Below are 23,910 nucleotides of genomic sequence, written 5' to 3'. Positions count from 1 at the left end.
GCCCTCACCCGTTCAGCGGCCCGTCAGCCCTTCAGCTTGAACTCGGTGCGGACCGTCTTGAGGCCGTTCACCTCGACCTTCACCTTGTACGTGCCGGGCTTCGCCGACTCCGGGCTCGGCGTGCCGCAGCCCTCGGTGCTGGCCTTGCGGAGCCAGGTGAGGGTGCGCATCGACTCGCCGTCGCCGGGGACCTCGGCGAGGAACGGTGCGGCGGTGCCCGGGCAGTCGTCCGAGGCCCAGAACTTCTTGTCGTCGGGCCCGGTGATGGTGACGACGGAGGCCGTGCGACCGAGGTCGATCTTGCAGGTGTCGCCGCTCTCGTTCTTGGCGACCAACTGGAACTGCGGCTTCTCGTCCGACGCGTAGGTCTTCTTGACGGTGCGCAGCGTCACCTCGACGTGGGAGGGCCCGCAGTCCGGCACCTTCGTATCGGCCGGGAGCACGCCCGCGCGAACGGAGCCGCCACCCGAACCGCCCGAACCGCCCGAGCCACCGGAGCCCTCGGCGCTGTCGCCGCCGGAACCGGCGCTGCCGCCGGTGCCACCGGTCCCGTCCGCGCCGGTGGAGCCGCCGTCGCCGCTTCCGGAGCCGTCGCCCGCGACCCAGCCCGAACTGCCGTTGCCGCCGGAACCTGCGGTGCCGTCGCCACCTCCGTCCGAGCCGCCGCCGGAGCCCTCGGAGCCGCCGCCGTCCTCTCCGCCCTCGCCCACCTCGTCGCGCCCGCCCGGGCGCTCGCTGATGGCCGGGCCCGAGTCGGTGGGTCCGGGAGTGATGGAACTGGCCGGTCCGTTGCCGCCGCTGCCCTTGCCCTGGTCGTCCTTGCCGCTGTCTCCGTCGCCCAGGCTCAACGCCCAGACGACGAGCAGGACCAGCAGCGCGAGGACGGCAAGGGCGACGGCCCTCCGTCGCCAGTAGATGGAGGAGGGAAGCGGCCCGATCGGATTGCGCAGAGATCCCACGGCGAAAACCTTACGAGACATCGCCCTCCCGAAAGCGCCGTACCCGCCGCAGGAGACGGCAACTTTTGTGATGAGCGGGCGAGATGTGACCCGGATGGCCCAGCCCGTGGTCGGAAACGCCCCTCGGATGGCCCCTTGATGACCGTCGGTGACCCGATGTGACGGTACGGGCGGGATTCGCCCCCGGCCCTGCCCGTCAGCCGGACAGGCCCGCCTCATAGGCGACGATCGCCGCCTGGACGCGGTTGACGGCCCCCAAACGGTCGAGGATGGCGCTCACATGGCCCTTGACCGTGCCCTCGACGAGGTGGAGGCGACGGGCTATCTCCGCGTTGGAGAGGCCGGAGCCCACGAGCGCCAGCACCTCGCGCTCGCGCGCGGTGAGCGGCTCCGTACGGGCGCGGGCCGCCGCCGCGCGGGCGAGACGGCCCCCGGGGCCGCCGCCCAGCTCGGTGATGACGTGCCGCGCGACCTTCGGTGAGAGGTAGGCGCCGCCGTCCGCGACGGCCCGTACGCCCGTGAGCAGTTCGTGCGGGTCCCCGGACTTGAGCAGGAAGCCACCGGCGCCGCCGCCGAGGGCACGGGCGATGTAGGCGTCCTCGGCGAACGTCGTGAGCATGGCGACGGCGGTGCCTCTCCCCTCCGGGGTCCGGGCCTGTGTCCGGGCGATCTCCTCGCAGGCGGCGAGGCCGTCCAGGCGCGGCATCCGGATGTCGAGCAGCGCCACGTCCGGGCGGTGGGCGGCCACCAGCTCGACGGCCTCCCGCCCGTCGGCCGCCTCCGCGACGACCTCCACCTGCGTGTCGGCGGCGAGAATCGCCCGCACCCCGGCCCGCACCAAGGCCTCGTCGTCCGCGAGCAGCACCCTGATCCGACGCGGTGCCTGGGACTGGCCCGGCTGGCCCGGCTGGTCCGCCGGGTCCTGCGGGCCCTGTGGTCGTGGGGTCATTTCGGCACGCTTCCTGGAGAGGTGGCTGGGTCGTCAAGGGCACGGTTCAGGACGTCGCGTATGAGGGCCTTGTCGACGAGACGGCCGTCGCGGAAGCAGAGGCGGTAGTCGTCGACGCCGACGAAGAGAGCGCCGGACACGCGGTAGTACGCACACCGTGCGCCCTGCGGCCTGGCCGGGCCGCCCGCGCACGTGGGCGTGGGCGTGGGCTTGGACTCGGATGCGGGGACGGGCGGTGACGGTGCCGTGGGTGTGGGCACGGGGGCGGCTGGTGGGGCGGCGCTGGTGACCGTCACGGTGACGTCCTCGCCGCGCTCCCCGTGCGAACGGCGCAGTGCCATGGTGACCTCGGCTCCGGGAGCGTGCTTCGCCGCGTTGGTCAGTCCCTCCCGCACGACGCGGTACGCGACACGTCCCGCACACGCGCCCCGCCCATCCCCCGCAGCCCCCGTGCCCCACATATCCCCCGCGCTCCCTCTGTCCCCCGTACAGCGATTCCCCCGCACGGCGATTCCCCCGCACAACCGCTCACCCGTACGAAAGTACCGACCGCCACTGACAATCGCCCCTGACGAAGGTCAGGCCCCTGTCCGGCCTGGGCCGGAGGTCAGGCGCGAGGCCCGTGCCCGGCCCACAGGCCGCCCGGTTGCGCGCGCGTGGACGTTTCTCCGGCGGGCGCGTCCGTGCCAGGATCGTGCGTGCCATGACTGCGACCACCGAGACCCCCCACGCCGCGACCGCCGCCACCGGCGCCGCGCACGCCGATTCCGCCCAGTCAGCCCAGTCCGCCGAGCACACCCAGCACGCCGAACAGACGGAACAGACGGAACAGACGGACCGCGCCGACTCCATCGAGAAGATCGCCCGCGACCTGCACTCCCCCGTTGTCGACTGGTTCGGCACGCACGCCCGCGACCTCCCGTGGCGCCGCCCCGAGGCCGGGGCGTGGGGGGTCATGGTCAGCGAGTTCATGCTCCAGCAGACCCCCGTGAACCGGGTGCTGCCGGTCTACGAGCAGTGGCTGGAGCGCTGGCCCCGCCCCGCGGACCTGGCCGCCGAGCCGCCCGGCGAGGCGGTACGCGCCTGGGGCAGGCTGGGCTACCCGCGCCGCGCGCTGCGCCTGCACGGGGCCGCCGCCGCCATAGCGGAGCGGCACGGCGGCGACGTACCGCGCGGGCACGCGCAGTTGCTGGCGCTGCCCGGCGTCGGCGAGTACACGGCGGCGGCCGTGGCCTCCTTCGCCTACGGGCAGCGGCACCCCGTTCTCGACACCAACGTCCGACGGGTCTTCGCGCGGGCCGTGAGCGGACGGCAGTACCCGCCGAACGCGACGACGGCGGCCGAGCGCAAGCTCGCCCGCGCGCTGCTGCCCGCCGACGAGGCGACGGCGGCACGCTGGGCCGCCGCGACCATGGAGCTGGGGGCGCTGGTGTGCACGGCCCGCTCGCCCGAGTGCGGACGCTGCCCGATCGCGCAGCAGTGCGCCTGGCAGCTCGCGGGCGCTCCTGCGCACGAGGGCCCCGCGCGGCGTACGCAGACCTACGCGGGCACCGACCGCCAGGTGCGCGGCAAGCTCCTCGCCGTGCTGCGCGAAGCGGTGAATCCGGTTCCGCAGGCGACGCTCGACCGCGTGTGGAACGACCCCGTCCAGCGCGCCCGCGCCCTGGACGGGCTGGTCTCGGACGGCCTCGTCGAGCCGCTGGCGGGCGGCGAATACCGACTGCCGCTGAGCTGAACCGGCCCGGTCACCGGCTGAACGGAGCGGTCCGGGGCCCGCCAATCCGCTCGGCCCCGCTCAGCGGCCTGACAGCCGTTACACAACCGATGGACAGCCGAGGGCTGTCCGTGCGCTCGCGGTACGCGGGTCCGCAACACCGCCTCCCTAGGTTCTTGTGCGTAAGACGAGCAGTCCCACGTCACAAGAGTCTGGAGGCGGGCATGGCAGCGGAGGTACTGGACTTTGAGGAGTACGTGCGGACACGGCAGGAGGCTCTGTTGCGCAGTGCCCGCCGTCTGATCGCGGACCCCGTCGAGGCACAGGACCTGCTCCAGACCGCGCTGGCCCGGACGTACGGACACTGGGACGGCATCGCGGACAAGTCGCTCGCCGACGCCTACCTCCGGCGGGTGATGATCAACACCCGTACGGAGTGGTGGCGCGCCCGCCGTCTCCAGGAGGTGCCGACGGGGCAGCTCCCCGACGTCCGTACGGTCGACGACAGCACGGAGCAGCACGCCGACCGTGCCCTGCTCATGGAGGTGCTGATGGTGCTGGCGCCCAAGCAGCGGAGCGTGGTCGTGCTGCGGCACTGGGAGCAGATGAGCACCGAGGAGACGGCCGAGGCGCTGGGCATGTCGGCCGGGACCGTCAAGAGCACGCTGCACCGCGCGCTGGCGCGGCTGCGCGAGGAGCTGGAACGGAGGGCCGAGAGGTGCCCCGCCGCACGGGCGGCCTGACGGGCGCCGCGGCCCTGCTGCTCGTCGTGGGCGCCGCGGCCGGGGTCACGGGGATCGCCGGGTGCGGCGTGGCGGAGAACGGGGTGCGCGTCGAGGGCTCGCCCGCCGTCTCGGAGGGCCCGCGCGCCTCGGCCTCGCTCGTCTCGACGCCCCCTCCCAGCGCGCCGTCGGACCGTTCCGGGGACAGTGGGGAGGGCGGGGAGAGCGAGGCGGAGAAGGCCGAGAACTCCGAGAAGGCGCAGAAAGCGGAAGGAGAGGGCGGCAAGGTGGACGTCCTGGCGCTGTTGCGTGCCGATCCGAAGGTCAGCTCGGACGTGAAGCGGAACCTCCGGAAGCCGTGTACGGGGCACGTGTGGCCCGTCGACGTCGCCTACGGGCACCTCACGGGCTCGGAAACCCAGGACATGGTGGTCAACGTGACCTCGTGCGACACCGGCTTCGGCCAGGGCAGCTACGTGTACCGCCACGCCTCCGACGGCTCCTACGACCACGTCTTCACCAAGGAGGAGCCGCCGGTCTACGCGGAGGTCTCCGGGCGCGTCCTCAAGGTCGTCAAAGACGTCTACGTGGGCGACGAGCCGACGTGCTGTCCTACGGGGAGGTACACGACGACGTACGTGTGGCGCGACGGTTCCTTCAAGGTGAAGGCACGCGCGTACGACGACACGGGCGACACCGGCGCGAGCCCGTCCCCCGCGCCGGGGGCCGGCACGGGCTCGGGCGCGGGCTCGGCCGCCGGAGGCTGACACCGCCACCCCGCAGCCGCACCCGCAGCCCACGTCCACAGCACACCGCACCACAGAAGGGGTGAGAGGCCGAGAGGCCGGACCGACCGATGGCGGACACTCATGTGCTCTTCGTCGAGGACGACGATGTCATCCGCGAGGCGACCCAGCTCACCCTGGAGCGCGACGGCTTCACCGTCACGGCCGTGGCCGACGGGCTGGCCGGGCTGGCCGCCTTCCGCGCCGACCGGCCCGACATCGCGCTGCTCGACGTGATGGTCCCCGAGCTGGACGGCGTGAGCCTGTGCCAGCGCATCCGGAGCGAGTCGACCGTGCCCGTGATCATGCTCTCGGCCCGTGCCGACTCGATCGACGTGGTCCTCGGCCTGGAGGCGGGCGCCGACGACTACGTCACCAAGCCCTTCGACAGCGCGGTGCTGATCGCCCGCATCCGCGCGGTGCTCCGCCGCTTCGTGCACTCGGGCGCGAGCACGGGCACGGGTACGGGCGCGGGCGGCACCGGCGCGGGCCCGTCCTCCTCCTCGTCCTCGTCCCCGGCACCGGGCGTCGGCGCGGGCGGCGAGGAGGCGCTGCGCTTCGGCGACCTGGAGATCGACACCGAGGGCATGGAGGTCCGCAAGGGCGGCGCGCACGTGGCGCTGACGCCCACCGAAATGCGGCTGCTCCTGGAGTTCTCCGCGGCCCCCGGGACCGTCCTCTCCCGCGACCGGCTCCTGGAGCGGGTGTGGGATTACGGCTGGGGCGGCGACACGCGCGTCGTGGACGTCCACGTCCAGCGGCTGCGCGGCAAGATCGGCCAGGACCGCATCGAGACGGTCCGCGGCTTCGGTTACAAGCTGAAGGGCTAGGGGCGGGGGATGTCGTGGTGAAGCGCCCCACGGACCGCGTCACAGGCCGCCGCACGACCGGCCACCGCGCCACAGGCCCCGGCCTGCGCTGGAAGCTGACGGCGTCCATCGCGCTCGTCGGAGCCCTGATCGCGCTCGTGCTGAGCCTCGTCGTCCACAACGCGACGCGCTCCTCGATGCTGGACAACAGCCGCGACGTCCAGGACGAGCGGCTCCAGTTCGCGCAGCGCATCTACGACACGACAGCGCGCGTCCCCTTCGGCGCGAAGATCGACGATCCGCGGCTGCCGGAACCCCTCAAGGAGGCCGCCCGCGCGGGCAAGCGGGCCACCTATCTCCAGCCCGCGTCCGACGGCGGCGCCCCCTTCGTCTGGGCCGCCAGCCCTCTGGACGACGACGGCGACGGCAAGGGCGACGGCAAGGTGCTCTCGCTGCGCACCCGTTTCGTGGACCGCTACGCCGTGCTCTCCGACCTCGACCGGACCCTGCTCATCGGCTCCTTCTCCGTGGTGCTGGGCGGCTGCGCGCTCGGCGTGCTGTTCGCCGGGCGCCTCTCGCGTCGGCTGCGCAAGGCCGCCGACGCGGCGGGCGCGGTGGCGGGAGGGGCCACGGACGTACGGGTCAGCGACGCCATCGGGAAGCGGGTGCGCGACGAGACGGACGAGCTGGCCCGCGCCATCGACGGCATGGCCGACGCGCTCCAGGGCCGCCTGGAAGCCGAGCGCCGGGTCACGGCGGACATCGCGCACGAGCTGCGCACGCCGGTCACCGGGCTGCTGACGGCTGCCGAGCTGCTGCCGCCCGGCCGCCCCACGGAGCTGGTGCGGGACAGGGCGCAGGCGCTGCGCCAGCTCGTGGAGGACATCCTGGAGGTCGCCCGGCTCGACGGCTTCGCCGAGCGCGCCGACCTCCAGGAGATCGCGCTGTCGTCGTTCGTGGCACGCCGGGTCCGCTCCGCGGCACCGGAGGCGCGCGTCCGTACGGTCGACGACGCGGTCGTCGTCACCGATCCGCGCCGGCTGGAGCGCATCCTGACCAACCTCCTCGGCAACGCGGCGCGCCACGGCCGCCCGCCCGTCGAGGTCACCGTGGACGGCCGGATGATCCGCGTGCGCGACAACGGGCCCGGCTTCCCCGCCGAGCTGCTGGCCGAGGGCCCGAGCCGCTTCCGTACGGGCAACCGCGACCGCGCGGGCCGGGGGCACGGCCTCGGCCTGACCATCGCGGCGGGCCAGGCGAGGGTACTGGGCGCGGAGCTGACCCTCCGCAACGGCGGCCCGGAGGAGCCCGGCGCCGCCGGTCCCCCCGGCGTTGCCGCCGACGGTCAGGGCGAGGGCGGCGGCGCTGTGGCGGTGCTGTGGCTGCCGCGTGCCGCGCCGAGCGAGCCCCAGGGCACCCCGCCGCGCGGGGTCCCCGCGATCACGGAGGCGGAGTTGCGGGCGGGCGCGGAGGCGGAGTCGAAGTCGGAGGCAGAGGCGGGCCGACGGGGCGGGACGGAGTAGCCCGCCGGCTCGCCGCCTCCCAGGACCCCGCTCACTCGCCGGGGTCGCTCACTCCCCGGCCCAGGGCTTGTCCATGTCCAGGCCGCCCGCACGGGGCTCGGTCAGGGCGAACCAGGTGCCGTTGTCGTCGCGGAGGAGCGCTTCCGTGCCGTACGGGCGCTCCTGCGGCTCCTGGAGGAACTCGACGCCCCTGGCCTTGAGCCGTTCGTACTCGGCACGGCAGTCGTCGGTACGCAGCACGCCCCCGCCGATGGCGCCCTTGGTGACCAGCTTCGTCAGCGCCTCGGCCGACTCCGCGTCGAGGCCGTGGCCGTCGGTCCGCATGACCGCCATCTCGACGTCCGGCTGGCCGGGGATACCCACGGTGACCCAGCGTGCGTCGCCCATGGGCACGTCCGTACGGATCTCGAAGCCGAGCTTCTCCGTGTAGAAGGCGACGGTGCGGTTCTGGTCCGTCGACCAGATGGTGGTGATGGCGAGGCCCTTGATCATGGTCAGCTCCGTGACGGTGGGACGGGCGCACGGCGGGGCGGGGCGGAGCCGGGCGGGGGGCGGCACGAGACCGCTGCCCCCGCCCGCTCCCCGGGCCCGCCGGACCCCGCCGCGCCCGGAGTGGTCATGCCCCGATACTGGCACGCCCCTCTGACACCGGCCGCTCGTCGGACCCGGACCGCGGCTGGTCACCCGGAGCGTCATCCGGACCGCCCCCCTCCGAGCCCGAGCCCGCGCCGGAGTCCGCGCCCGAGCCCGAGTCCGCGCCCGGCTCGGCGCCCGGGTCCGCGCCCGGCTCCGGATCCGCGCCCGGCTCGGCGCCCTTGAGCGGCACCTCCTTGATGAACCAGGCCGCGACGAAGCCGATCAGCGCGGCCGAGGCGGCGATGAGGAACACGGTGTGCGTACCGTCGGCCACCGCGTGCTCGTACGCCACCCGTACCGCCTCAGGCAGCTTGGCCAGCGAGGCCGCGTCGAGCTGCGCGCCGCCCTCGGTGAGCTGCGCCGCGCCCCCGCCGGAGCCGCCCGCTCCGGGAGCGCCCCCGGCGGCCCCCGCGGCGGCCTGCTCCGCCATGGAGTCGCTCACGCGGTCGGCGAAGAAGGTGCCCATCAGGGCGACGCCGAAGGAGCCGCCGATCGTGCGGAAGAGCGTGGACGTGGACGAGGCGACGCCCATGTCCTTCGACTCGACGCTGTTCTGCGCGATCAGCATCGTGAGCTGCATCAGGAAGCCCATACCGGTGCCCAGCACCGCCATGTAGAGGCCGGAGGTGAGCCTGCTGGTGCCGACGTCCATCTGCGCGAGCAGGAAGAGGCCGACGGGGATCAGGGCGCCGCCGATGAGCGGGTACGCGCGGTACTTGCCCGTCTTGGTGGTGGCCCGGCCCGTGACGACCGACACGACCATCATCGGCAGCAGCACGGGCAGGAGCAGCAGCCCGGAGTTGGTCGCCGAGGCGCCCTGCACGGTCTGCTGGAACAGCGGCAGGAACGTCATCGAGCCGAACATCACGAAGCCCAGCAGGAAGCCGATGACCGTGACGAGGGAGAAGTTGCCGCTCCGGAAGACCCCCAGCGGCAGCACCGGCTCCGCCACGCGCCGCTCCACGAACAGGAAGACGGCGAGCGCGACGACGGCCAGGGCGCCCAGTCCCAGGATCATGCCGGAGTCCCAGTCGTACTCCGTACCGCCCCAGCTCGTCAGCAGCACGGCCGCCGTGATGCCGGTGGCGAGCAGCAGGGCTCCGCCGTAGTCGATGCGGCCCTGCGCGCGCTTCTTGGGCAGGTGCAGCAGCATGGTGACCATGACGAGGGCGAGCGCGCCCAGCGGCAGGTTGATGTAGAAGGCCCAGCGCCAGCCCAGGTGGTCGGTGAGGGTGCCCCCGACCAGCGGTCCGCCGATCATGGCGAACGACATCACCCCGGCCATCATGCCCATGTACTTGCCGCGCTGCCGCGGCGGCACCAGGTCACCCATGATCGCCATGGCGCCGACCATCAGTCCGCCGGCGCCCAGGCCCTGGAGGGCGCGGAAGCCGATGAGCTGGCTCATCGACTGCGCGGCTCCGGAGGTCACGGACCCGGCCAGGAACACGACGATCGAGGTCAGGAAGACGCCCTTGCGCCCGTACATGTCGCCGATCTTGCCCCAGAGCGGGGTCGAGGCGGCGGTCGTGAGGGCGTAGGCGGTGACGACCCAGGAGAGGTGTTCCAGGCCGCCCAGCTCTCCGACGATCGTGGGCATCGCGGTGCCGATGATCATGTTGTCCAGCATCGCGAGCATGATCGCGATCATCAGCGCGAAGACCGCGAGGCCCACGCTCCGCGGCTGCTTGCCGCCGTCCCCGTCCGCCTTCGCTCCCCCGTCCACCTTCGCTCCCCCGTCCGAGGCCGGTCCCCCGTTCGGCTCTTCCCCCGTGTCCGTGGCGGGCCCCCGCCGGGGCGCCGCCCCGGATATCCCGCTCGCCTCGGTGCTCCCCGAAGTCATTCCTCTCCCCGCTCCCTTACTTGCCGCCCGGCTAGTGAGTACGATGGGCAACGTAGAGCGAGCGCTAGCCGGTCGTCAAGTAAGTTTCTGGAGACTTGGGAGAGTAAGGCCATGAGCAGGGGCAACACCCGGCAAAAGATTCAGGAAGTCGCCCTGGAGCTCTTCGCGGAACACGGATACGAGAAGACCTCGCTGCGCGAGATCGCCGAGCGTCTCGACGTCACCAAAGCGGCCCTCTACTACCACTTCAAGACCAAGGAAGACATCGTCGTCAGCCTCTTCCAGGAGCTGACCAGGCCCATCGACGAGCTGATCGACTGGGCCCAGGAGCAGCCGCGCACCCTGGACACCAAGCTGGAGATCCTGCGGCGCTACAGCGAGGCGCTCGACGCCGCGACGCCCCTCTTCCGCTTCATGCAGGAGAACCAGGCGACGGTGCGCGACCTCAGCATCGGCGCGACGTTCAAGGAGCGCCTGCTCGAACTGCTGAGCCTCATCAAGGAGGACGACGCGCCGATGACCGACCAGGTGCGCTACTCCTCCGCCCTGTTCACCATGCACGCGGGCATGTTCACGATGCAGAGCCTGGAGGGCGACGCCGAGGACAAGCGGAAGGCCGTCCTCGAAGTCGCCCAGGAACTGGTCACGACAGCGCACCGCCACCAGGGCTGACCCCGGGGGGCGGCGCGAAGGTCTACGGGATGACGGGCGTCACCCTCACAGGTGGACGCCGTGCTCCTTCAGGATCTTGACGGGCTCGACGGCGGAACCGTAGTTCGCGGAGTGCCGGATCTCGAAGTGGAGGTGCGGGCCCGAGGAGTTGCCGGTGTCACCGGACTTGGCGATCTCCTGGCCCGTCTGCACCGTCTGACCCGGCTTGACGTTCACCTTGGACAGGTGCGCGTACTGCGAGTACGTGCCGTTGCCGTGCTTGATCACGATGGCGTTGCCGTACGCGGGACCGTCGCCCGCGCCGTTGCCGCCCGCCTTGACGACGGTGCCGCCGTGGACGGACTCGACCGAGGTGCCGGTCGGCACCGCGAAGTCCTGGCCGGAGTGCTTGTGGGCCCAGCGGTCGCCGCTGTTGCCGAAGTCGGCGCTCAGCTTGTACTTGCCGGAGACCGGCGTCTGCCAGGACTTGGCCTTGCGCTCGGCGTCGCGGGACGCCTTCGCCTTGGCCTCGGCGGCGCGCTCCCCGGCCTGCTTCTTGGCCGCGGCCTCCTTGCCCTGGTGGTCGGCCTGCTGGCGGGTCGCGTGGGCGAGGTCGCTCGCCGCGCTCGCCGCGAAGACGTCGGCATCGTCCGCACCCGAGTCGGCTGCGATCGCCACGCCGGCCCCCAGGGCCATCGACGCGCCGAATCCGGCCGCGAGGACCCCGGCCTTCACGCGGTTGCGGCCGATGGTCTTGGTGATGCGGTTCGTGGTGGTCTTCGACATGCGGGTGTTACCTCCGGAAGGTGTGGGGGACGTTCTCCCCGGTTTCCGGCCCGAGGAGCGAAATCCTTGGTAACCCGACACTTCTGGCGCATCAAGGGTGTCCATTACTAAAAGCCCCCGTAGCGACATCGGCCCACTTGGCTTACTTTTCGGACTTTTCGGGGCGTCCCTCTTGGTGCGCACCGGCTCCCGCGCTCCTATTCCGCGTCGTAGAGCGGTGCGGGCTGTGGGTGACGTCACCGGCCGCGCCCCCGTCTCTGTGGCCCCGCTCACCACCAAAAACCGCTTCCCTGTGGCACCGGTCACTCCTTCGGGGCCGCGCGCCGTACGCTGGGGAAAGGTCTCGTATGCACGGCGCGCCGCACGGCCAACGCGCAGGGGGGACGGGGGACATGGCACTCATCTCGTACGTCGGTGGCACGTACGTCGGTGGCACGTACTTCGGCGGCACGTACGCCGACGGCGCGCACGTAGGGGCTGTGGTGGCCGAGAGCCCCGACGGCTTCTCCCGCGTCGTCCTCGCCCTCGTGCTCGGCGCGAGCGGCGTGCTGGTCGGCGTCAGCGGCTGGCTCGGGGCCGGGGAGCGGCTGCGGCGCAATCCGGTGGTCGGCATACGCACCCGGCGCTCGCTGGCCAGCGACGAAGCGTGGCGCACGGTGCACCGCTTCGCCGCGCCCTGGTTCTACGCGTCGGGCGCGGCCCTCGTACTCGGCGGCGTCGGCGCGGCCGTCGTGGGCAACGGCGGCGCCTTCCTCACCCTCGCGCTCGCCACGACGACCGTCTCCGTCGCGCTCGCGCTCCTGGCCATCTGGCGGGGCCACCGCGCGCTCGACCGCAGCCACCGCCCATGACCGGCACCCCGTACACGCGCCCCGTGAACGGACCCCGCTCCTCCGCCAGTTGGGTGTCCTACGATCACGCCCATGGAGCCCGCAACCCTCGCCACGCGCCTCGCCTCCAGTGCCGTAGCGCCCCTGGTCAAGAAGCTGTTCGCGAAGGACGGGCCCGGTGCGGGGCTGGTCGACAGGCCGGTACGGATATCGGGGCTGGTCTCCTTCAAGGGCGAGAAACGCACCCTCACCGAGGCGGACCTCCACAAGCTCGCGGGTGAACTCGTGCGCCGCGCCGCCGAAGCCGCGGGCCCCCACGACGCGCCGTCCCCCGAGGAGCGCCGCGAACTCACCGAGGCGCTGGCCGTCGCGCTGCACAGCCTCGGCGATCTCGACATGGACGACGTCCAGGCCGTACGCCTCGGTCCCGAGGCTTTGGCACAGCGCCTCGCCCGCCCGCGCGGGCTCTCGGAGAGCACGGAGGCGCATCTCGGGCCACTGCTGCACACCGCCTGCCTGCACATCCTGGACTTCTTCAGCCGCCGCTCGACGTTTATCCCGCGCACGCTCACCGAGCAGGCCCAGCAGATCGACCACCTCGTGGCCGCGACGGACCTGCTGATCGCGCGCGTCCCCTCCCAGCGCGCCGAGGACGCCCGCTTCGAGCAGCAGTACGTGGAGCACATCGCCCGTAAACACGGCGAGCTGACCATTTACGGGCTCGACCTCAACCACGCCCGCGAGTGGCGGCTCGACTCCGCCTACATCTCGCTGGAGGCGACGCACGGCCACGGCGCCGGCGTGCCGCTCGCCGCCGAGCGCGCGCTGTCCGGGCACGACCGCGTGCTGCTGCGCGGCGCCGCCGGATCGGGCAAGACCACCCTCGTCCAGTGGCTCGCGGTGACGACGGCACGGCAGGTCTACGACGCGCATCTGCCCCACCTCATCGGCCGCGTGCCGTTCGTGCTGCCGCTGCGCCGCGTCGTACGGGAGGGGCTGCCGCCCACTCCTGACCGGTTCCTGCACGCCGTGCGCAGCGCCGTCGCCGGGGCGCAGCCCGACGGGTGGGCGGACCGGGTGCTGCGGGCCGGGCGGGCGCTGTTGCTCGTCGACGGCATCGACGAGATCCCGGAGAACGAGCGCGAGTCCGTGCGCCGCTGGGCCCGGGAGCTGATGGGCGACTTCCCGGGCAACCTCTGGCTGATCACCTCGCGCCCGTCCGCCGTACGGGACGACTGGCTCACCCGTGAGGGCTTCGCTGAGCTGACGCTCTCGCCCATGTCCCGCGCCGACGTGGGCGCCTTCGTACGCCGCTGGCACGGCGCGGCCGAGGCGGACCCGTCGCTGGGCGAGACGCTGCTCGCGTCGATCCGCACCAACGCGGACCTGGGGCGGCTCGCCGTGAACCCGCTGATGTGCGGGCTGCTGTGCGCGCTGCACCGGGAGCGCAACGGATTCCTGCCGCACGGCAGGAAGGACCTCTACGACGCGGCGCTCAGCATGCTCCTGGAGCGGCGCGACGTGGAACGCGACGTCTCCGTGGACATCGCGGCGGACGTCTCCGCGGGCAGGGGTTTCCGGCCCTCCAAGGAGACCCAGATCCAGCTCCTCCAGAAGCTGGCCCACTGGATGATCCGCAACGACCGCGCGGAGATGGAGCAGAGCGACGCGGTGGCGCAGATCGAACGCGCCCTCGTGTCCATGGCGCACGTCAGCGAACCGGCGGAGCGCGTCTTCCGGTGGCTGCTGGAACGCTCGGGGCTGCTGCGCGAACCGGCAGCCGGACGGGTGGACTTCGTCCACCGCACGTTTCAGGATTACCTGGGCGCAAAGGCGGCCGTCGAGGAGGGCGACTTCCCTCTCGTCATCGATAACGCGCACCGGGACCAGTGGGAGGACGTCGTCCGCATGGCGGTGGCCCACGCGAGGCCGCACGAGCGGGCCCGCATCCTGGAGGGGCTGGTGGCGCCCGTGCCCCGCGAAGGGCTGACGAACGCGGGCCGCGCGCACTACCGCAACGGCGACCACGACGCGTCCGAGGCCATCCCCGTGGGCAACATCCTGCTGGCCGCGGTGTGTCTGGAGCAGGCGACGGAACTGGCGCCCGAGGTCCGCGAGAAGGTCATCGGCCTCACCTCCGGACTGCTCCCGCCCGAGGACGCGTTCATGGCCGACCTGCTGACCGAGGGCGGCGCGGCGGTGCTGGGGCTGCTGCCAGGGCCCGACGAGCTGCCGCCCGGCGCCGAGCCGCAGTACGTCGTCATGGCGGCCACCCGCATCGCCGGTGACGCGGCGCTCCCCCTCCTCGTCCGCTACCGCGACGACCCCTCACTGGCCGTGCGCCGCCAACTGGCCTGGGCGTGGCACCGTTTCGAGACGGAGGAGTACGCGACGGACATCCTGGCCCACCTGGACGAGACGGACCTCTACTTCTGCGCCCACAACACCGACCACCTCCGTGCCCTGCGCACACTGGGTGGCCGGCCCCGCGTCCAGATCGTCGGCCCCTACCACCCCGACGACCTCACCACCCACCTCGCCCCCGACCGCCTCACCCACCTCTGGCTTCGCGACGGCTACGTGGGCACGGGCGAACCCTGGCTCACCGCCTTCCCCCACCTCCACACCCTGGTCCTCCCGTCCCCACCTCGCGACGCGGCGGCGACGACGATCCCGGAGGGGGTCGAGATCGTCAGCGAGGCGGACGTGGCGGAGGAGGGCGCGGACGAGGAGGAGGTCTCCTGACCGGGGACGGCACGGAAACGGCCCCTCCGCCCTGGCCAGGGGGCGGAAGGGCCGTCAGGTGACGTTCCGGCGCCGGAACGTCATGTGTGGGTCCGCTGGCCGGTCCGCTGCCGCGCGCGCTCGGCAGCGGAGGTGGTGGAGGCGGTGGCCTCAACACCGGACGCCGTACGTCACCTCACCGGCATCACGCGTAGTGCCAGTGGACAATCATGGAGCCGTCGTTGGCGGCGCCGTCCGTGCAGCGGTCGACGACGACGGGCTTCCCGTTCCCCATCGCCAGCTCCTTCGCGAGCTGCTCCTTGTTGCAGTCCGTCTGGTAGTTGCCCTGCGTCTCCGACGTGTGCTCCTCAGCCGCCTGGGAAACCCCGGCAGCGGCCCCGGAGAAGGCCAGGATGGTGGCGCCGAGAACTGCGGCCCGCTTGAACTTGCGCATTCTTGCTCTCCCTTGCCGTACGTGCGCGGTGCGCCCGCCCGAAGGCGCGCTGCCACCGCCTTCCGTGGGACGCGGTGAGTCGGCCTGCGGCGGTTCCGTCGTTCCGTCGCTCCGCGCGGTCGGTGCCGCGCGGCAGAACCGGAACGCCGGGGCTCCGACGAAGCGCCGACCGGCCCACGGGCGGCCGAATATCCTCGGCCGCGTGCGATCGAAGACTGCTCGGGCAGACTTCGATCATGTCGTCAGTCGATCACACGGACAGCGGCGCCCTCAAAGGGCCGAGCACCCCTGTTACAACCCTCTGACAAGGAATAACGCTTCGCACCTACGAAGCGAGAGTTGACGCCCGTTTAGACCCTTAACCGGAAATAACAGGCATCAGTGCGGAGCGATGTACGTACCCCGCTTCGGTAAAGGTGCTGGGACTAACGCGCCGTGAATTCGTACTGCAACTCATAGAGGTGCCCCGCCTTCGCCATGACCGTGGCCTCGATCGGCACGTCGTCGTCGGAGAAGACAACCCGCAAGGTGCGAAGCACGGGGAGGTCACTGGGGAGCCGCAGCGCGCGGAACTCCTCCTGGGTGGGCACACGCGCCGAGACCCTGTCCGCACTCAGCCGTGGCGGATACCCCAGGTCAGCGAGGAGCGTCGGCGTACCGCCCTTGATCCTGCGACGAGATGTCATCTCCGTCCCCTGCGCGATCTCCAGCGGATAGAACGACTTGACCAGTTCCACCGGCTCGTCGTCGATCATCAAGAGCTGGGCGCGCAAGAGAGCGGCCCCGGACTCCGGGAGCCCCAGTGCCGCCGCCACATCGGCCGGAGGCCGTGTCTCGCCCACGTCCAGCAGTTTGGTGCGCGCCCGTCCGCCGAGCTTCTCGGCCTCGGAGAGCCAGCGGTACGGCTCACCCGAGCCCGCAGGGGCCATGTACGAAGCAGGCCGCATGGTGCGTTGCCGGTGTTCTCTTACGGTGACGGCCGCACCAGCGCGGCCCAGCACCAGCCGTTCGTCCTTGAGAAGTTGCAGCGCTTTCTGAACGGTGGCGTTGGACGCGCCGAACCTCTGCTTGAGCTGCGCCGTGGAAGGGAGTTTCGCCCCTGGCGCCAGGTCCCCGCTCATGATCTCGTCCCGCAGATCGGCGGCAATCCGCTCGTGCAGCGAGCGCCGGTCGCCTTCATACGCTTCTGTGCCGGACACGGTCATCCGATCCTCAACTCGTACCGCAGTCGCTGCCGCCCGGACGGCATGGTCATCCGGTCCACCTGGAACGGCCGGTCGTCGGCGTCCAGGGTGACCCTGGTCAGTTGGAGCACCGGCGTAGCGGCGCCGATGTCCAGCACCTCGCGCTCGGCGTCGGTCGGCATCCGGGCGGTCACGTCTTCGACGACCCGTACGCCCACGTACCCCATCTCCGCCAGGAGCGTCACCGCGCCGCCACGGATCTTGGTCGTCCGCGCCAGCGGGGTGCCGCGTGCGAGGTGCACGGGGTAGTACGTGTCGGTCAGTTCGTTCGGGAGGTCGTCCAGGTACATCACCCGGCGCCGCACGACGGCCTCTTGCCCTTCGGGCACGCCCAGGAGTTCGCCGATGCCCGGCGGAGGCACCACCTCCCCGGCACTCACGACCCGCTGACGACCACGCCGCCCCGCCGCAGCGGTCTCCGCTCCCCACGCGTCACCGGCCCCCTTGTCCCGAGGACCGAGGTACGGCGTCGAGGCGCTCACCCATTCACTGGCGCTCACGGTGTCCTCCCGTACGACCGACCGGCTGCCCAACCTTGCCGCTTTACACGGTAAGCGACACACAGGCTGTGAGCCCCACACCAAACCTTGCCGCTTTTCGCGAATAGCAGTAATTTCAACGCGGGCGTACACCCATGAGCAAGGTGGTGACCCCGTGCCCTTGTCACGTCGACAACCAGCCCCCTCCATCTGGGGCCCAGGACATTCACGGCCGAGGGACCGGGCCGCTACCCGCCTCCGCTTACTGCGAGGCGCGATGGAGTCGCTTCTCCGGCCAGGATCTGGACGCCATCGCCCTCACCACCTCCGGCTGGCGTCTGCGGCGCTCGGCACGGAACAGCCGGAACCCGCGCCCCGCCCCGCGCACGGTCCCCGACGACACGTACCGGAACAGCCCCGCAGGCCCCACACCGCGTTCCTCGACGGCGACGCCGTGCCCCTCGTCCGCCCATATCTCGTGGCCCACGAGCAACGGGAGCGGCGGGCCCAGTGGGCGGCGCTGGCACCGGACTTGACCGGGGACGAGGCCGTCGCGGGCCCCTACGTCCTTCGCCGGGCCGTGGGAACCACCTGATGATGACGATCAAGGTGTACCGCGTGCGGGGCGACGGAACCCGTGTCCCGGTCTCGTCGAGGACGGTCCGCCCACCTCGGAAGGGCGCGCCTCCGCCCGTCACAGTGGCGTTCCCACCCTGCCAGTGCCCGTGCTGCCGCGCGACGACGCAGTGACGCGGTGACGGGCCTGCCATCGGCCGTCGACGCCGCCCCGCGAACCCGCCTACGCTGCTGCCCCCAGCCCGCCACACCCCCTGCCGCGTCCCCCGGGGAGCCATGGAACCCGCAGCCGTCGCCGCGAAGCTCGCGTCCAGTGCCGTCGCGCCCCTGGTCAAGAAGCTGTTCGTGCCCAGAGCACCCGGTGCGGGGCTGGTGGAGAAGCCTGTGCGGATTTCCGCGCTCGTCTCGTTCAAGGGCGAGAAGACCAGGCTCAGCGACGACGACCTGCGCAAGCTGGCCCGCAAGCTCGTGCGCCGGGCCGTCCAGCGCGGCGGCCCCCACCAGGCGTTGCCGGACGGCGAGTTGGACGCGGTCGGCGACGCGCTCGCCCGCACGCTCCAGGCGCTCGGCGAGTGCGGGGTCACCGACGCGGACGCCGTGCGGATGGGCCATCGCCGGCTGGGCGACGAGCTGTACCAGCAGGCCGACGGGCCGCACCTCACCCGCGATCTCGGCGAGGACGCGACCCGCCTCTACCGCGACGTCCTGGAGGCCGCCTGCCTCCACATCGTGCACTTCTTCACCCAGCGCTCCACTTTCATCGCCCGCAGCCTCTACGAGCAGAGCCAGCAGCTCGCCGACCTCGTCACCCGCACCGACCTCCTCATCAAACGCGTCCCCTCCCGTTCCGCCGAGGACGCCGGGTTCGAGGAGCGCTACGCGGGCTACATCGCCAAGCGCCACAGCCACCTCACCATCTACGGCATCGACCTCCACCACGCCCGCGAATGGCCCCTGGACACGGCGTATCTGAGCCTGGAGGCGACGGCGAAGGACCGCTCCCTCGGCGGATCGCTCGGCGGCTCACTCGGCGCCTCCCCCGGGGGCCCGCACGGTGACCAGGGCGAATGGGCCGCGACGCCGCCACCCCCGCAACCCGCCGAACAGGCCCTCGCCGGACACGAACGCGTGCTGCTGCGCGGCGTCGCGGGCTCCGGCAAGACCACCCTCGTCCAGTGGCTCGCCGTCACCACGGCCCGTCAGAACCGGCTGACCGGACGGCTCGCGCACCTCATCGGCCGCGTCCCGTTCGTCCTGCCCCTGCGCACCCTCACCCGGCGCGGCGCCGCGCTCCCCACCCCCGCCCGCTTCCTCGACGCGGTCGGCTGCCCCCTCTCCGGCTCGCAGCCGCAGAGCTGGACGGACCGCGTGCTGTCGGCGGGCCGCGGGCTGGTGCTGGTCGACGGCATCGACGAGGTGCCCGAGGACGAGCGCGAACGCACCCGCCGCTGGCTCTGCGACCTCCTCACCGCCTTCCCCGGCAACCTGTGGATGGTCACCTCGCGCCCCTCCGCCGTACGCGAGGACTGGCTCGGCACCGACGACTTCACCGAGCTGTCCCTCTCCCGCATGAGCCGCGACGACATCGCCGTCTTCATCAACCGCTGGCACGAGGCGGCCGAGACGGACCCGGAGCTGGCGGGCGCGCTGCTCACTGCCGTACGGACCAAGCCGGACCTGGAACGCCTCGCCACCAACCCCCTCATGTGCGGCCTCATCTGCGCCCTGCACCGCGAGCGCCACGGCTTCCTCCCGCGCGGGCGCAAGGCCCTCTACGACGCGGCGCTCAGCATGCTGCTGGAGCGGCGCGACCGTGAGCGCGACATGTACGGGGAGGGCGCGCGGGAGCTGGACGAGGAGTCGCAGATCGAGCTGCTGCAACGGCTCGCGTACTGGCTCATCCGCAACGGCCGCTCGGAACTGGACCGCGCCGACGCGATCGGACTGCTGGAGCGCGCCCTGCCCTCCATGCCGTACGTGGCGGAACAGGGCACGGCCGAGGAGATCTTCCGCTATCTGCTGGACCGCTCGGGCCTGCTGCGCGAGCCCGCCGACGGCGCCGTCGACTTCGTCCACCGCACCTTCCAGGACTACCTGGGCGGGAAGGCCGCCGTCGAGGAACGCGACTTCAATCTGCTGGCCAGCAACGCGCACAAGGACCAGTGGGAGGACGTCGTCCGCATGGCCGTCGCCCACGCACGCGCCGACGAGCGCGCCCGCCTGCTGCGGGCGCTGCTGGAGCGGGGCGACGAGGAACCGGAGCACCGCAGCAGGCTGCATCTGCTGGCCATGGCGTGCCTGGAGCACGCGACGAAGCTGGACCCGGACGTCCGGGCCGAGGTGGAGCGGCGCGCGGCGGCGCTGATTCCGCCGCGCGATCTGGACGAGGCGAGGGAGCTGGCGGCGCTCGGGCCCGTCGTACTGGAGCTGCTGCCGGGCCCGGAGGAGGTGGACGACGGGGAGGCCAGGGCGGTGGTCCACACGGCGGCGCAGATCGGCACGGACGCCGGACTGGCCACCCTGCTCCGCTTCCGGGACAGCGAGGACATCAACGTGCGCGCGCAGTTGGCCGTCCACTGGGACCGGTTCGACACCGGCGCATACGCCCGGGACGTCATCGCGCATCTCATCGAGAAACCCCCGCACGTCTACATCACGGTCCACTCGCCGGAGGAGCTGGCCGCGCTGCGTGATCTCGGTGGCCATGACCGCGTGTGGCTCCAGGGCGATTTCACCGAGCGACAGATCGCCGAGTCTCTTCCGCCCGGAGAGATGAGGGAGCTGAGCCTCGCCGACAACTCCCTGATCAGCAGCCTGGGCTTTCTGACCGCCTACCAGAAGCTGGAGACTCTGCGGCTCGTCAACTGCGTCCAAGTCTCCGATCTGACGCCCCTGCGCGAGGTGCCGTTGGAGAGCCTCACTCTCCAGAACCTCGCCTCGTTGAAGCAACTGTGGGGGCTGCGGACGCTGACGCGGCTGCAATACCTCCACCTCAACGAGGGGCTGGACTGGCCCGGCTCCTCCGCGCTCCCGGACGGAGCCCCCCTCGAACACGTGTGGGCGCCCTCCGGCATGCGCGATCTGCACTGGATGAGCGACTACCCCACGCTGCGGCACGTGGGTCTGTGGAGCGCCCGGCCCCTCGGCGGATTCCGCGACTGGACCGCGTTCGTCCATCACCCAGGGCTGGTCACGGCCTCCTTGTTCGGCACCCATATAAGGGAGCTGGCGGACGCGGGTGCCCGCATGGAGCAGATGGAGAAGATGTACCTCTCCCTGCCGTTCAAGGGCTGCGACCTGCGACAGGTCGTCGGCCTCTTCCCGCACCTCGACCACCTCGCCATCAGCGGTGCGAAGGAGGTGGACCTCGCGCCTCTCGCCGGTCTGCCCCGGCTGGAGACCGTGATCGTGAGCTACGTGTTCACCATCCACAACGCCGACGCCCTACCCGCCACCGCCAAGCTGACGATCACCCCCCGCCCCAGACCGGCGTGAACACCCCGTACCCCTCTCCCCAAAGCTCCGCATAGGCTGGGCGGTTCACCGGTACAGGCCCACGGGGAGCCCTGAAAGCTCATGGAACCCGCCGTACGTCTCGCGTCAGCCGTTGTCGATCCGATCGTCCGTCCCCTCTTCCGGCCGGAGGAGCCGCATCAGGGCGAAGCCCTGCTGGCCTGGCTGGTCACCTTCCGGGGGGTGGCACCCGCGCTCGGGTACGAGGATCTGCTGCGCACCGCGCGCGAACTCGTACGGCTCGCCCCCGCCCCGTCCCCGAACCCGGACACCGCGACGGACGAGGACGAAGCGACAGCGTCCGTCCTCGCCCGCACCCTCTGGACCATCGGCGAGGTCGACGTCACCGACGCCCAGGCCGTACGCCTCGGCCCCCAGGACTTCGCGCGACGCCTCCGCTCGGCCGTGCCCGGCGCGGACAGGGAGCTGTCGTCGGAGGCGGCCTGGTTCCACGACAACCTGCTGGTCACGGTCTGCCTGCACATACTGCACCTGCTCATCCGCCGCTCCCCAGCGCTCGCGGAACGCATGGCCGAACGGAGTCACCGCATCAGGCAGCTCGTCGACCTCAACGACGTGGAGGCACTGCGCGGTCGCCCCGCGCCCTCCGCCGCCGACGCGGAGTTCGAGGAGCGCTATCTGCGCACGGTGGTCGAGCAGTTCAACCGGGTCACGATCTACGGCATCGACCTCCCCAACCCGAACACCCCCGACAACTGGCCACTCGACGCGACGTACCTCAGCCTCACCGCCGAGTTCGACGCCTCCACGACGCCCACGACGCCCACGACATCCACGCCGGGCACGCCGGGCACGGCCACGGGCGCACCCGCCGCCCCCACACCCGCACCCGCCCCCAACGAACCCGTCACCACCGCCGACCGCGCCCTCTCCGGCCACGAACGCGTCCTGCTGCGCGGCGTCGCGGGCTCCGGCAAGACCACCCTCATCCAGTGGCTGGCCGTCACGACGGCCCGCGACGAACTCCCCGCCGAGCTGGGCGGTCTACGGGGCCGCATCCCCCTCGTCCTCCCCGTACGCCGCTTCGCCCGCGAGGGCTTCCCCGCCCCGGACGACTTCCTCACCGCCGTCCGCCACCCCCTCGCGCACGACGCCCCCGAGGGCTGGGCCGTGCGCGTCCTCGCCGAGGAGCGCGGGCTGCTGCTCGTCGACGGCATAGACGAGGCGCCCGAGGACCAGCGCCCCCACCTCCGCGACCAGCTACGCCGCCTGCTGCGCATCTACAGCGGCAACGTCTGCCTGGTCACCTCCCGTCCCCCCGCCGTCGACGCGGACTGGCTCGCCGACGAAGGCTTCAGCGAGCTGACCCTCGCCCCGATGAACCGCGACCAGGTCGCCGCCTTCATCACCGCCTGGCACACGGCGGCCCGCACCGACGAGGGCAAGGACCACGCGAGTCTCGACGCGTACATGGACCGGCTGCTCCAGACCATCCCCCTCTACCGCGAGCTGCGCGTCCTCGCCACCAACCCCCTCATGTGCGGGCTGATCTGCGCCCTCAACCGCGACCGCTCCGGCTCTCTCCCCCACGGCCGCAAGGAGCTGTACGAGGCGGCCATGGAAATGCTTCTCCAGCGCCGCGACACGGAACGCCACGTCCTGTACGCCGACGCCGTCAACCTCCAGCGCGCCCCCCGCGAGCGCCTGCTCCGCAAGCTCGCCTACCGCATGCTGCTGGAGCAGCGCGCGGAACTCGACCGCGCCACGGCCGTCGAGGAGATATCCCGCCGTCTCCCCGCGATCCCGGCCACGGCGGGCCAGGGCGGGCCGGAGGAGATCTTCCATCACCTCCTCCTCCGTACGGGCCTGCTGCGCGAGCAGCCGGACGGCTCCGTCGAGTTCGTCCACCGCACGGTGCAGGACTATCTCGCGGCCAAGGAGGCCGTCGAGCAGCGCAACTTCGCCCTCCTCCTCGACCACGCCCACGAGGCGGACTGGGAGGAGGTCATCCGCATGGCCGTCGCGCACGCCCGCCCCGACGAGTGCGCGACGCTCCTGCGCGGCCTCCTCGCGCCCGGCAAGACGGGCATGCGGAGGAACCGCCGCCGTCTGCTGGCCGCGGCCTGCCTGGAGCATGTGACGGAGCTGGACCCGGACACCCACGCCCGCATCCGGCGCGAGACGCGCAACATGGTGCGCCCCGCCACCGTCGCGGGCGCGCGCGGCCTGGGCTGGGTGGGCCCGATCGTCCTGGAGATGCTGCCGGACCCGTCCACCGTCACGGACGAGGAGGCCCACCGCCTCGCCGTGACCGTCACCCGCATCAACGACGACGCCGCCATGCACTACCTCGCCCGGCTACGGGATCGCAGGTCGCTGCCCGTGCGGGCCGAGCTGGCGCGCGGCTGGCGCAACTTCGAGACCGAGCGCTACGCCGACGAGATCATCCAGTATCTCGACCCGGAGGGCCTGTACTTCCCGGTCTCCGACAGGGTGGAACTGGCGGCCCTGCGCAAGCTGGGCGGCCGGGAACGGGTCCAGATCGTCGGCCACTTCACCCCGGCCGAACTGCTGGACGGCCTCGCGCACGACCAGCTCACGCACCTGTGGCTCGCCTACGACCTGGGCGTCGCGGACATGAGCTGGCTCGCGGAGTTCCCCCGCCTGACGACGCTTCGCGTGAACCCGCGCCTCCCACGCGTCAGCGGCGTCCCAGAGGGCGTCCGCATCATGTCCTGACCCCTGCGGTCGC

20 protein-coding genes are annotated in these 23,910 nt (G+C 72.0%); 11 read left to right on the top strand and 9 right to left on the bottom strand.

Translation table 11 applies throughout. From position 1 onward, the window contains the following. Nucleotides 1-23: 23 nt before the first annotated feature. The 3 genes from ACWGJ2_RS34035 to ACWGJ2_RS34025 form a co-directional block, all read right to left on the bottom strand. Nucleotides 24-959 (bottom strand): hypothetical protein, encoded by a 936-nt coding sequence (locus tag ACWGJ2_RS34035; RefSeq protein ID WP_453350197.1) that lies wholly within the window; start codon nt 957-959, stop codon nt 24-26. A gap of 196 nt (nt 960-1,155) precedes the next feature. Continuing rightward, nucleotides 1,156-1,908, bottom strand: a complete 753-nt coding sequence (locus ACWGJ2_RS34030; protein WP_453350196.1) for a response regulator transcription factor — start codon at nt 1,906-1,908, stop codon at nt 1,156-1,158. Next, nucleotides 1,905-2,303 (bottom strand): hypothetical protein, encoded by a 399-nt coding sequence (locus ACWGJ2_RS34025; protein ID WP_453350195.1) that lies wholly within the window; start codon nt 2,301-2,303, stop codon nt 1,905-1,907. Before ACWGJ2_RS34025 ends, ACWGJ2_RS34030 begins: the two co-directional genes overlap by 4 nt. Before the next feature lie 308 nt (nt 2,304-2,611). On the opposite strand from ACWGJ2_RS34025, the gene ACWGJ2_RS34020 reads away from it, so the two are divergent. The 5 genes from ACWGJ2_RS34020 (at nt 2,612) to ACWGJ2_RS34000 (ending at nt 7,461) form a co-directional block, all read left to right on the top strand. Then, nucleotides 2,612-3,643: an A/G-specific adenine glycosylase gene (locus tag ACWGJ2_RS34020; protein ID WP_453350194.1), complete on the top strand. Its 1,032-nt coding sequence runs from the start codon at nt 2,612-2,614 to the stop codon at nt 3,641-3,643. A gap of 203 nt (nt 3,644-3,846) precedes the next feature. After that, the gene (locus ACWGJ2_RS34015; RefSeq protein ID WP_453350193.1) at nt 3,847-4,365 is read left to right on the top strand and encodes a SigE family RNA polymerase sigma factor; all 519 of its coding nucleotides are present in this window, start codon (nt 3,847-3,849) and stop codon (nt 4,363-4,365) included. Next, nucleotides 4,341-5,111 (top strand): hypothetical protein, encoded by a 771-nt coding sequence (locus tag ACWGJ2_RS34010; RefSeq protein ID WP_453350192.1) that lies wholly within the window; start codon nt 4,341-4,343, stop codon nt 5,109-5,111. Before ACWGJ2_RS34015 ends, ACWGJ2_RS34010 begins: the two co-directional genes overlap by 25 nt. 89 nt (nt 5,112-5,200) lie before the next feature. After that, the gene (locus ACWGJ2_RS34005) at nt 5,201-5,959 is read left to right on the top strand and encodes a response regulator (protein WP_453350191.1); all 759 of its coding nucleotides are present in this window, start codon (nt 5,201-5,203) and stop codon (nt 5,957-5,959) included. 83 nt (nt 5,960-6,042) lie between these two features. Then, nucleotides 6,043-7,461, top strand: a complete 1,419-nt coding sequence (locus ACWGJ2_RS34000) for a sensor histidine kinase (RefSeq protein ID WP_453350198.1) — start codon at nt 6,043-6,045, stop codon at nt 7,459-7,461. Nucleotides 7,462-7,509: 48 nt separating this feature from the next. On the opposite strand, the gene ACWGJ2_RS33995 is transcribed toward ACWGJ2_RS34000, so the two are convergent. Continuing rightward, complete coding sequence (locus tag ACWGJ2_RS33995) at nt 7,510-7,953, bottom strand: VOC family protein (RefSeq protein ID WP_453350190.1); 444 nt, start codon at nt 7,951-7,953, stop codon at nt 7,510-7,512. A gap of 124 nt (nt 7,954-8,077) precedes the next feature. After that, nucleotides 8,078-9,940 carry an MDR family MFS transporter gene (locus ACWGJ2_RS33990; protein ID WP_453350189.1) on the bottom strand — a complete coding sequence of 621 codons (1,863 nt, stop codon included), beginning with the start codon at nt 9,938-9,940 and terminating at the stop codon, nt 8,078-8,080. Between the two features lie 111 nt (nt 9,941-10,051). Here ACWGJ2_RS33990 and ACWGJ2_RS33985 point away from each other — a divergent pair, with 111 nt between their 5' ends. Continuing rightward, on the top strand, nt 10,052-10,612 hold the full coding sequence (locus tag ACWGJ2_RS33985; RefSeq protein WP_453350188.1) for a TetR/AcrR family transcriptional regulator: 561 nt from the start codon (nt 10,052-10,054) through the stop codon (nt 10,610-10,612). Between the two features lie 45 nt (nt 10,613-10,657). Here the strand turns inward: ACWGJ2_RS33985 and ACWGJ2_RS33980 are convergent, their stop codons facing one another. Beyond that, entirely contained in the window at nt 10,658-11,377 is a 720-nt protein-coding gene (locus ACWGJ2_RS33980; RefSeq protein ID WP_453350187.1) for a M23 family metallopeptidase, read from the bottom strand. Between the two features lie 392 nt (nt 11,378-11,769). Between ACWGJ2_RS33980 and ACWGJ2_RS33975 the strand changes: the two genes are divergently transcribed. Further along, nucleotides 11,770-12,228 carry an SdpI family protein gene (locus ACWGJ2_RS33975; RefSeq protein WP_453350186.1) on the top strand — a complete coding sequence of 153 codons (459 nt, stop codon included), beginning with the start codon at nt 11,770-11,772 and terminating at the stop codon, nt 12,226-12,228. Nucleotides 12,229-12,300: 72 nt separating this feature from the next. Continuing rightward, entirely contained in the window at nt 12,301-14,952 is a 2,652-nt protein-coding gene (locus tag ACWGJ2_RS33970; protein ID WP_453350185.1) for an NACHT domain-containing protein, read from the top strand. Between the two features lie 184 nt (nt 14,953-15,136). On the opposite strand, the gene ACWGJ2_RS33965 is transcribed toward ACWGJ2_RS33970, so the two are convergent. From ACWGJ2_RS33965 to ACWGJ2_RS33955, 3 genes are all read right to left on the bottom strand, one after another. Next, a complete protein-coding gene (locus tag ACWGJ2_RS33965; RefSeq protein ID WP_453350184.1) occupies nt 15,137-15,385 on the bottom strand; it encodes a hypothetical protein in 249 nt (82 codons plus the stop codon). A 425-nt stretch (nt 15,386-15,810) separates the two neighbouring features. Beyond that, entirely contained in the window at nt 15,811-16,590 is a 780-nt protein-coding gene (locus tag ACWGJ2_RS33960; RefSeq protein ID WP_453350183.1) for a GntR family transcriptional regulator, read from the bottom strand. After that, nucleotides 16,587-17,129, bottom strand: coding sequence for a GntR family transcriptional regulator (locus ACWGJ2_RS33955; protein WP_453350182.1), 543 nt, complete (start codon nt 17,127-17,129; stop codon nt 16,587-16,589). The genes ACWGJ2_RS33960 and ACWGJ2_RS33955 overlap by 4 nt, the downstream gene beginning before the upstream one ends. A 256-nt stretch (nt 17,130-17,385) precedes the next feature. Here ACWGJ2_RS33955 and ACWGJ2_RS33950 point away from each other — a divergent pair, with 256 nt between their 5' ends. The 3 genes from ACWGJ2_RS33950 (at nt 17,386) to ACWGJ2_RS33940 (ending at nt 23,897) form a co-directional block, all read left to right on the top strand. Further along, the gene (locus ACWGJ2_RS33950) at nt 17,386-17,703 is read left to right on the top strand and encodes a hypothetical protein (protein ID WP_453350181.1); all 318 of its coding nucleotides are present in this window, start codon (nt 17,386-17,388) and stop codon (nt 17,701-17,703) included. 257 nt (nt 17,704-17,960) lie between these two features. Next, entirely contained in the window at nt 17,961-21,179 is a 3,219-nt protein-coding gene (locus ACWGJ2_RS33945) for an NACHT domain-containing protein (protein ID WP_453350180.1), read from the top strand. A gap of 81 nt (nt 21,180-21,260) precedes the next feature. Beyond that, entirely contained in the window at nt 21,261-23,897 is a 2,637-nt protein-coding gene (locus ACWGJ2_RS33940) for an NACHT domain-containing protein (protein ID WP_453350179.1), read from the top strand. Nucleotides 23,898-23,910: the final 13 nt, after the last annotated feature.

The sequence above is a fragment of the Streptomyces sp. NPDC054796 genome (assembly GCF_053611545.1).
Note: the sequence above shows the minus strand (reverse complement) of the source record. Positions and strands in the feature narration are given on the sequence as shown.

Excerpts from the sequence above, each read along its gene's own strand:
- ACWGJ2_RS34030 (WP_453350196.1), bottom strand. The coding sequence starts at position 1,908 with ATGACCCCACGACCACAGGGCCCGCAGGACCCGGCGGACCAGCCGGGC.
- ACWGJ2_RS34020 (WP_453350194.1), top strand. The coding sequence starts at position 2,612 with ATGACTGCGACCACCGAGACCCCCCACGCCGCGACCGCCGCCACCGGC.
- ACWGJ2_RS34015 (WP_453350193.1), top strand. The coding sequence starts at position 3,847 with ATGGCAGCGGAGGTACTGGACTTTGAGGAGTACGTGCGGACACGGCAG.
- ACWGJ2_RS34005 (WP_453350191.1), top strand. The coding sequence starts at position 5,201 with ATGGCGGACACTCATGTGCTCTTCGTCGAGGACGACGATGTCATCCGC.
- ACWGJ2_RS33995 (WP_453350190.1), bottom strand. The coding sequence starts at position 7,953 with ATGATCAAGGGCCTCGCCATCACCACCATCTGGTCGACGGACCAGAAC.
- ACWGJ2_RS33990 (WP_453350189.1), bottom strand. The coding sequence starts at position 9,940 with ATGACTTCGGGGAGCACCGAGGCGAGCGGGATATCCGGGGCGGCGCCC.
- ACWGJ2_RS33985 (WP_453350188.1), top strand. The coding sequence starts at position 10,052 with ATGAGCAGGGGCAACACCCGGCAAAAGATTCAGGAAGTCGCCCTGGAG.
- ACWGJ2_RS33980 (WP_453350187.1), bottom strand. The coding sequence starts at position 11,377 with ATGTCGAAGACCACCACGAACCGCATCACCAAGACCATCGGCCGCAAC.
- ACWGJ2_RS33975 (WP_453350186.1), top strand. The coding sequence starts at position 11,770 with ATGGCACTCATCTCGTACGTCGGTGGCACGTACGTCGGTGGCACGTAC.
- ACWGJ2_RS33970 (WP_453350185.1), top strand. The coding sequence starts at position 12,301 with ATGGAGCCCGCAACCCTCGCCACGCGCCTCGCCTCCAGTGCCGTAGCG.
- ACWGJ2_RS33965 (WP_453350184.1), bottom strand. The coding sequence starts at position 15,385 with ATGCGCAAGTTCAAGCGGGCCGCAGTTCTCGGCGCCACCATCCTGGCC.
- ACWGJ2_RS33960 (WP_453350183.1), bottom strand. The coding sequence starts at position 16,590 with ATGACCGTGTCCGGCACAGAAGCGTATGAAGGCGACCGGCGCTCGCTG.
- ACWGJ2_RS33950 (WP_453350181.1), top strand. The coding sequence starts at position 17,386 with ATGGAGTCGCTTCTCCGGCCAGGATCTGGACGCCATCGCCCTCACCAC.
- ACWGJ2_RS33945 (WP_453350180.1), top strand. The coding sequence starts at position 17,961 with ATGGAACCCGCAGCCGTCGCCGCGAAGCTCGCGTCCAGTGCCGTCGCG.
- ACWGJ2_RS33940 (WP_453350179.1), top strand. The coding sequence starts at position 21,261 with ATGGAACCCGCCGTACGTCTCGCGTCAGCCGTTGTCGATCCGATCGTC.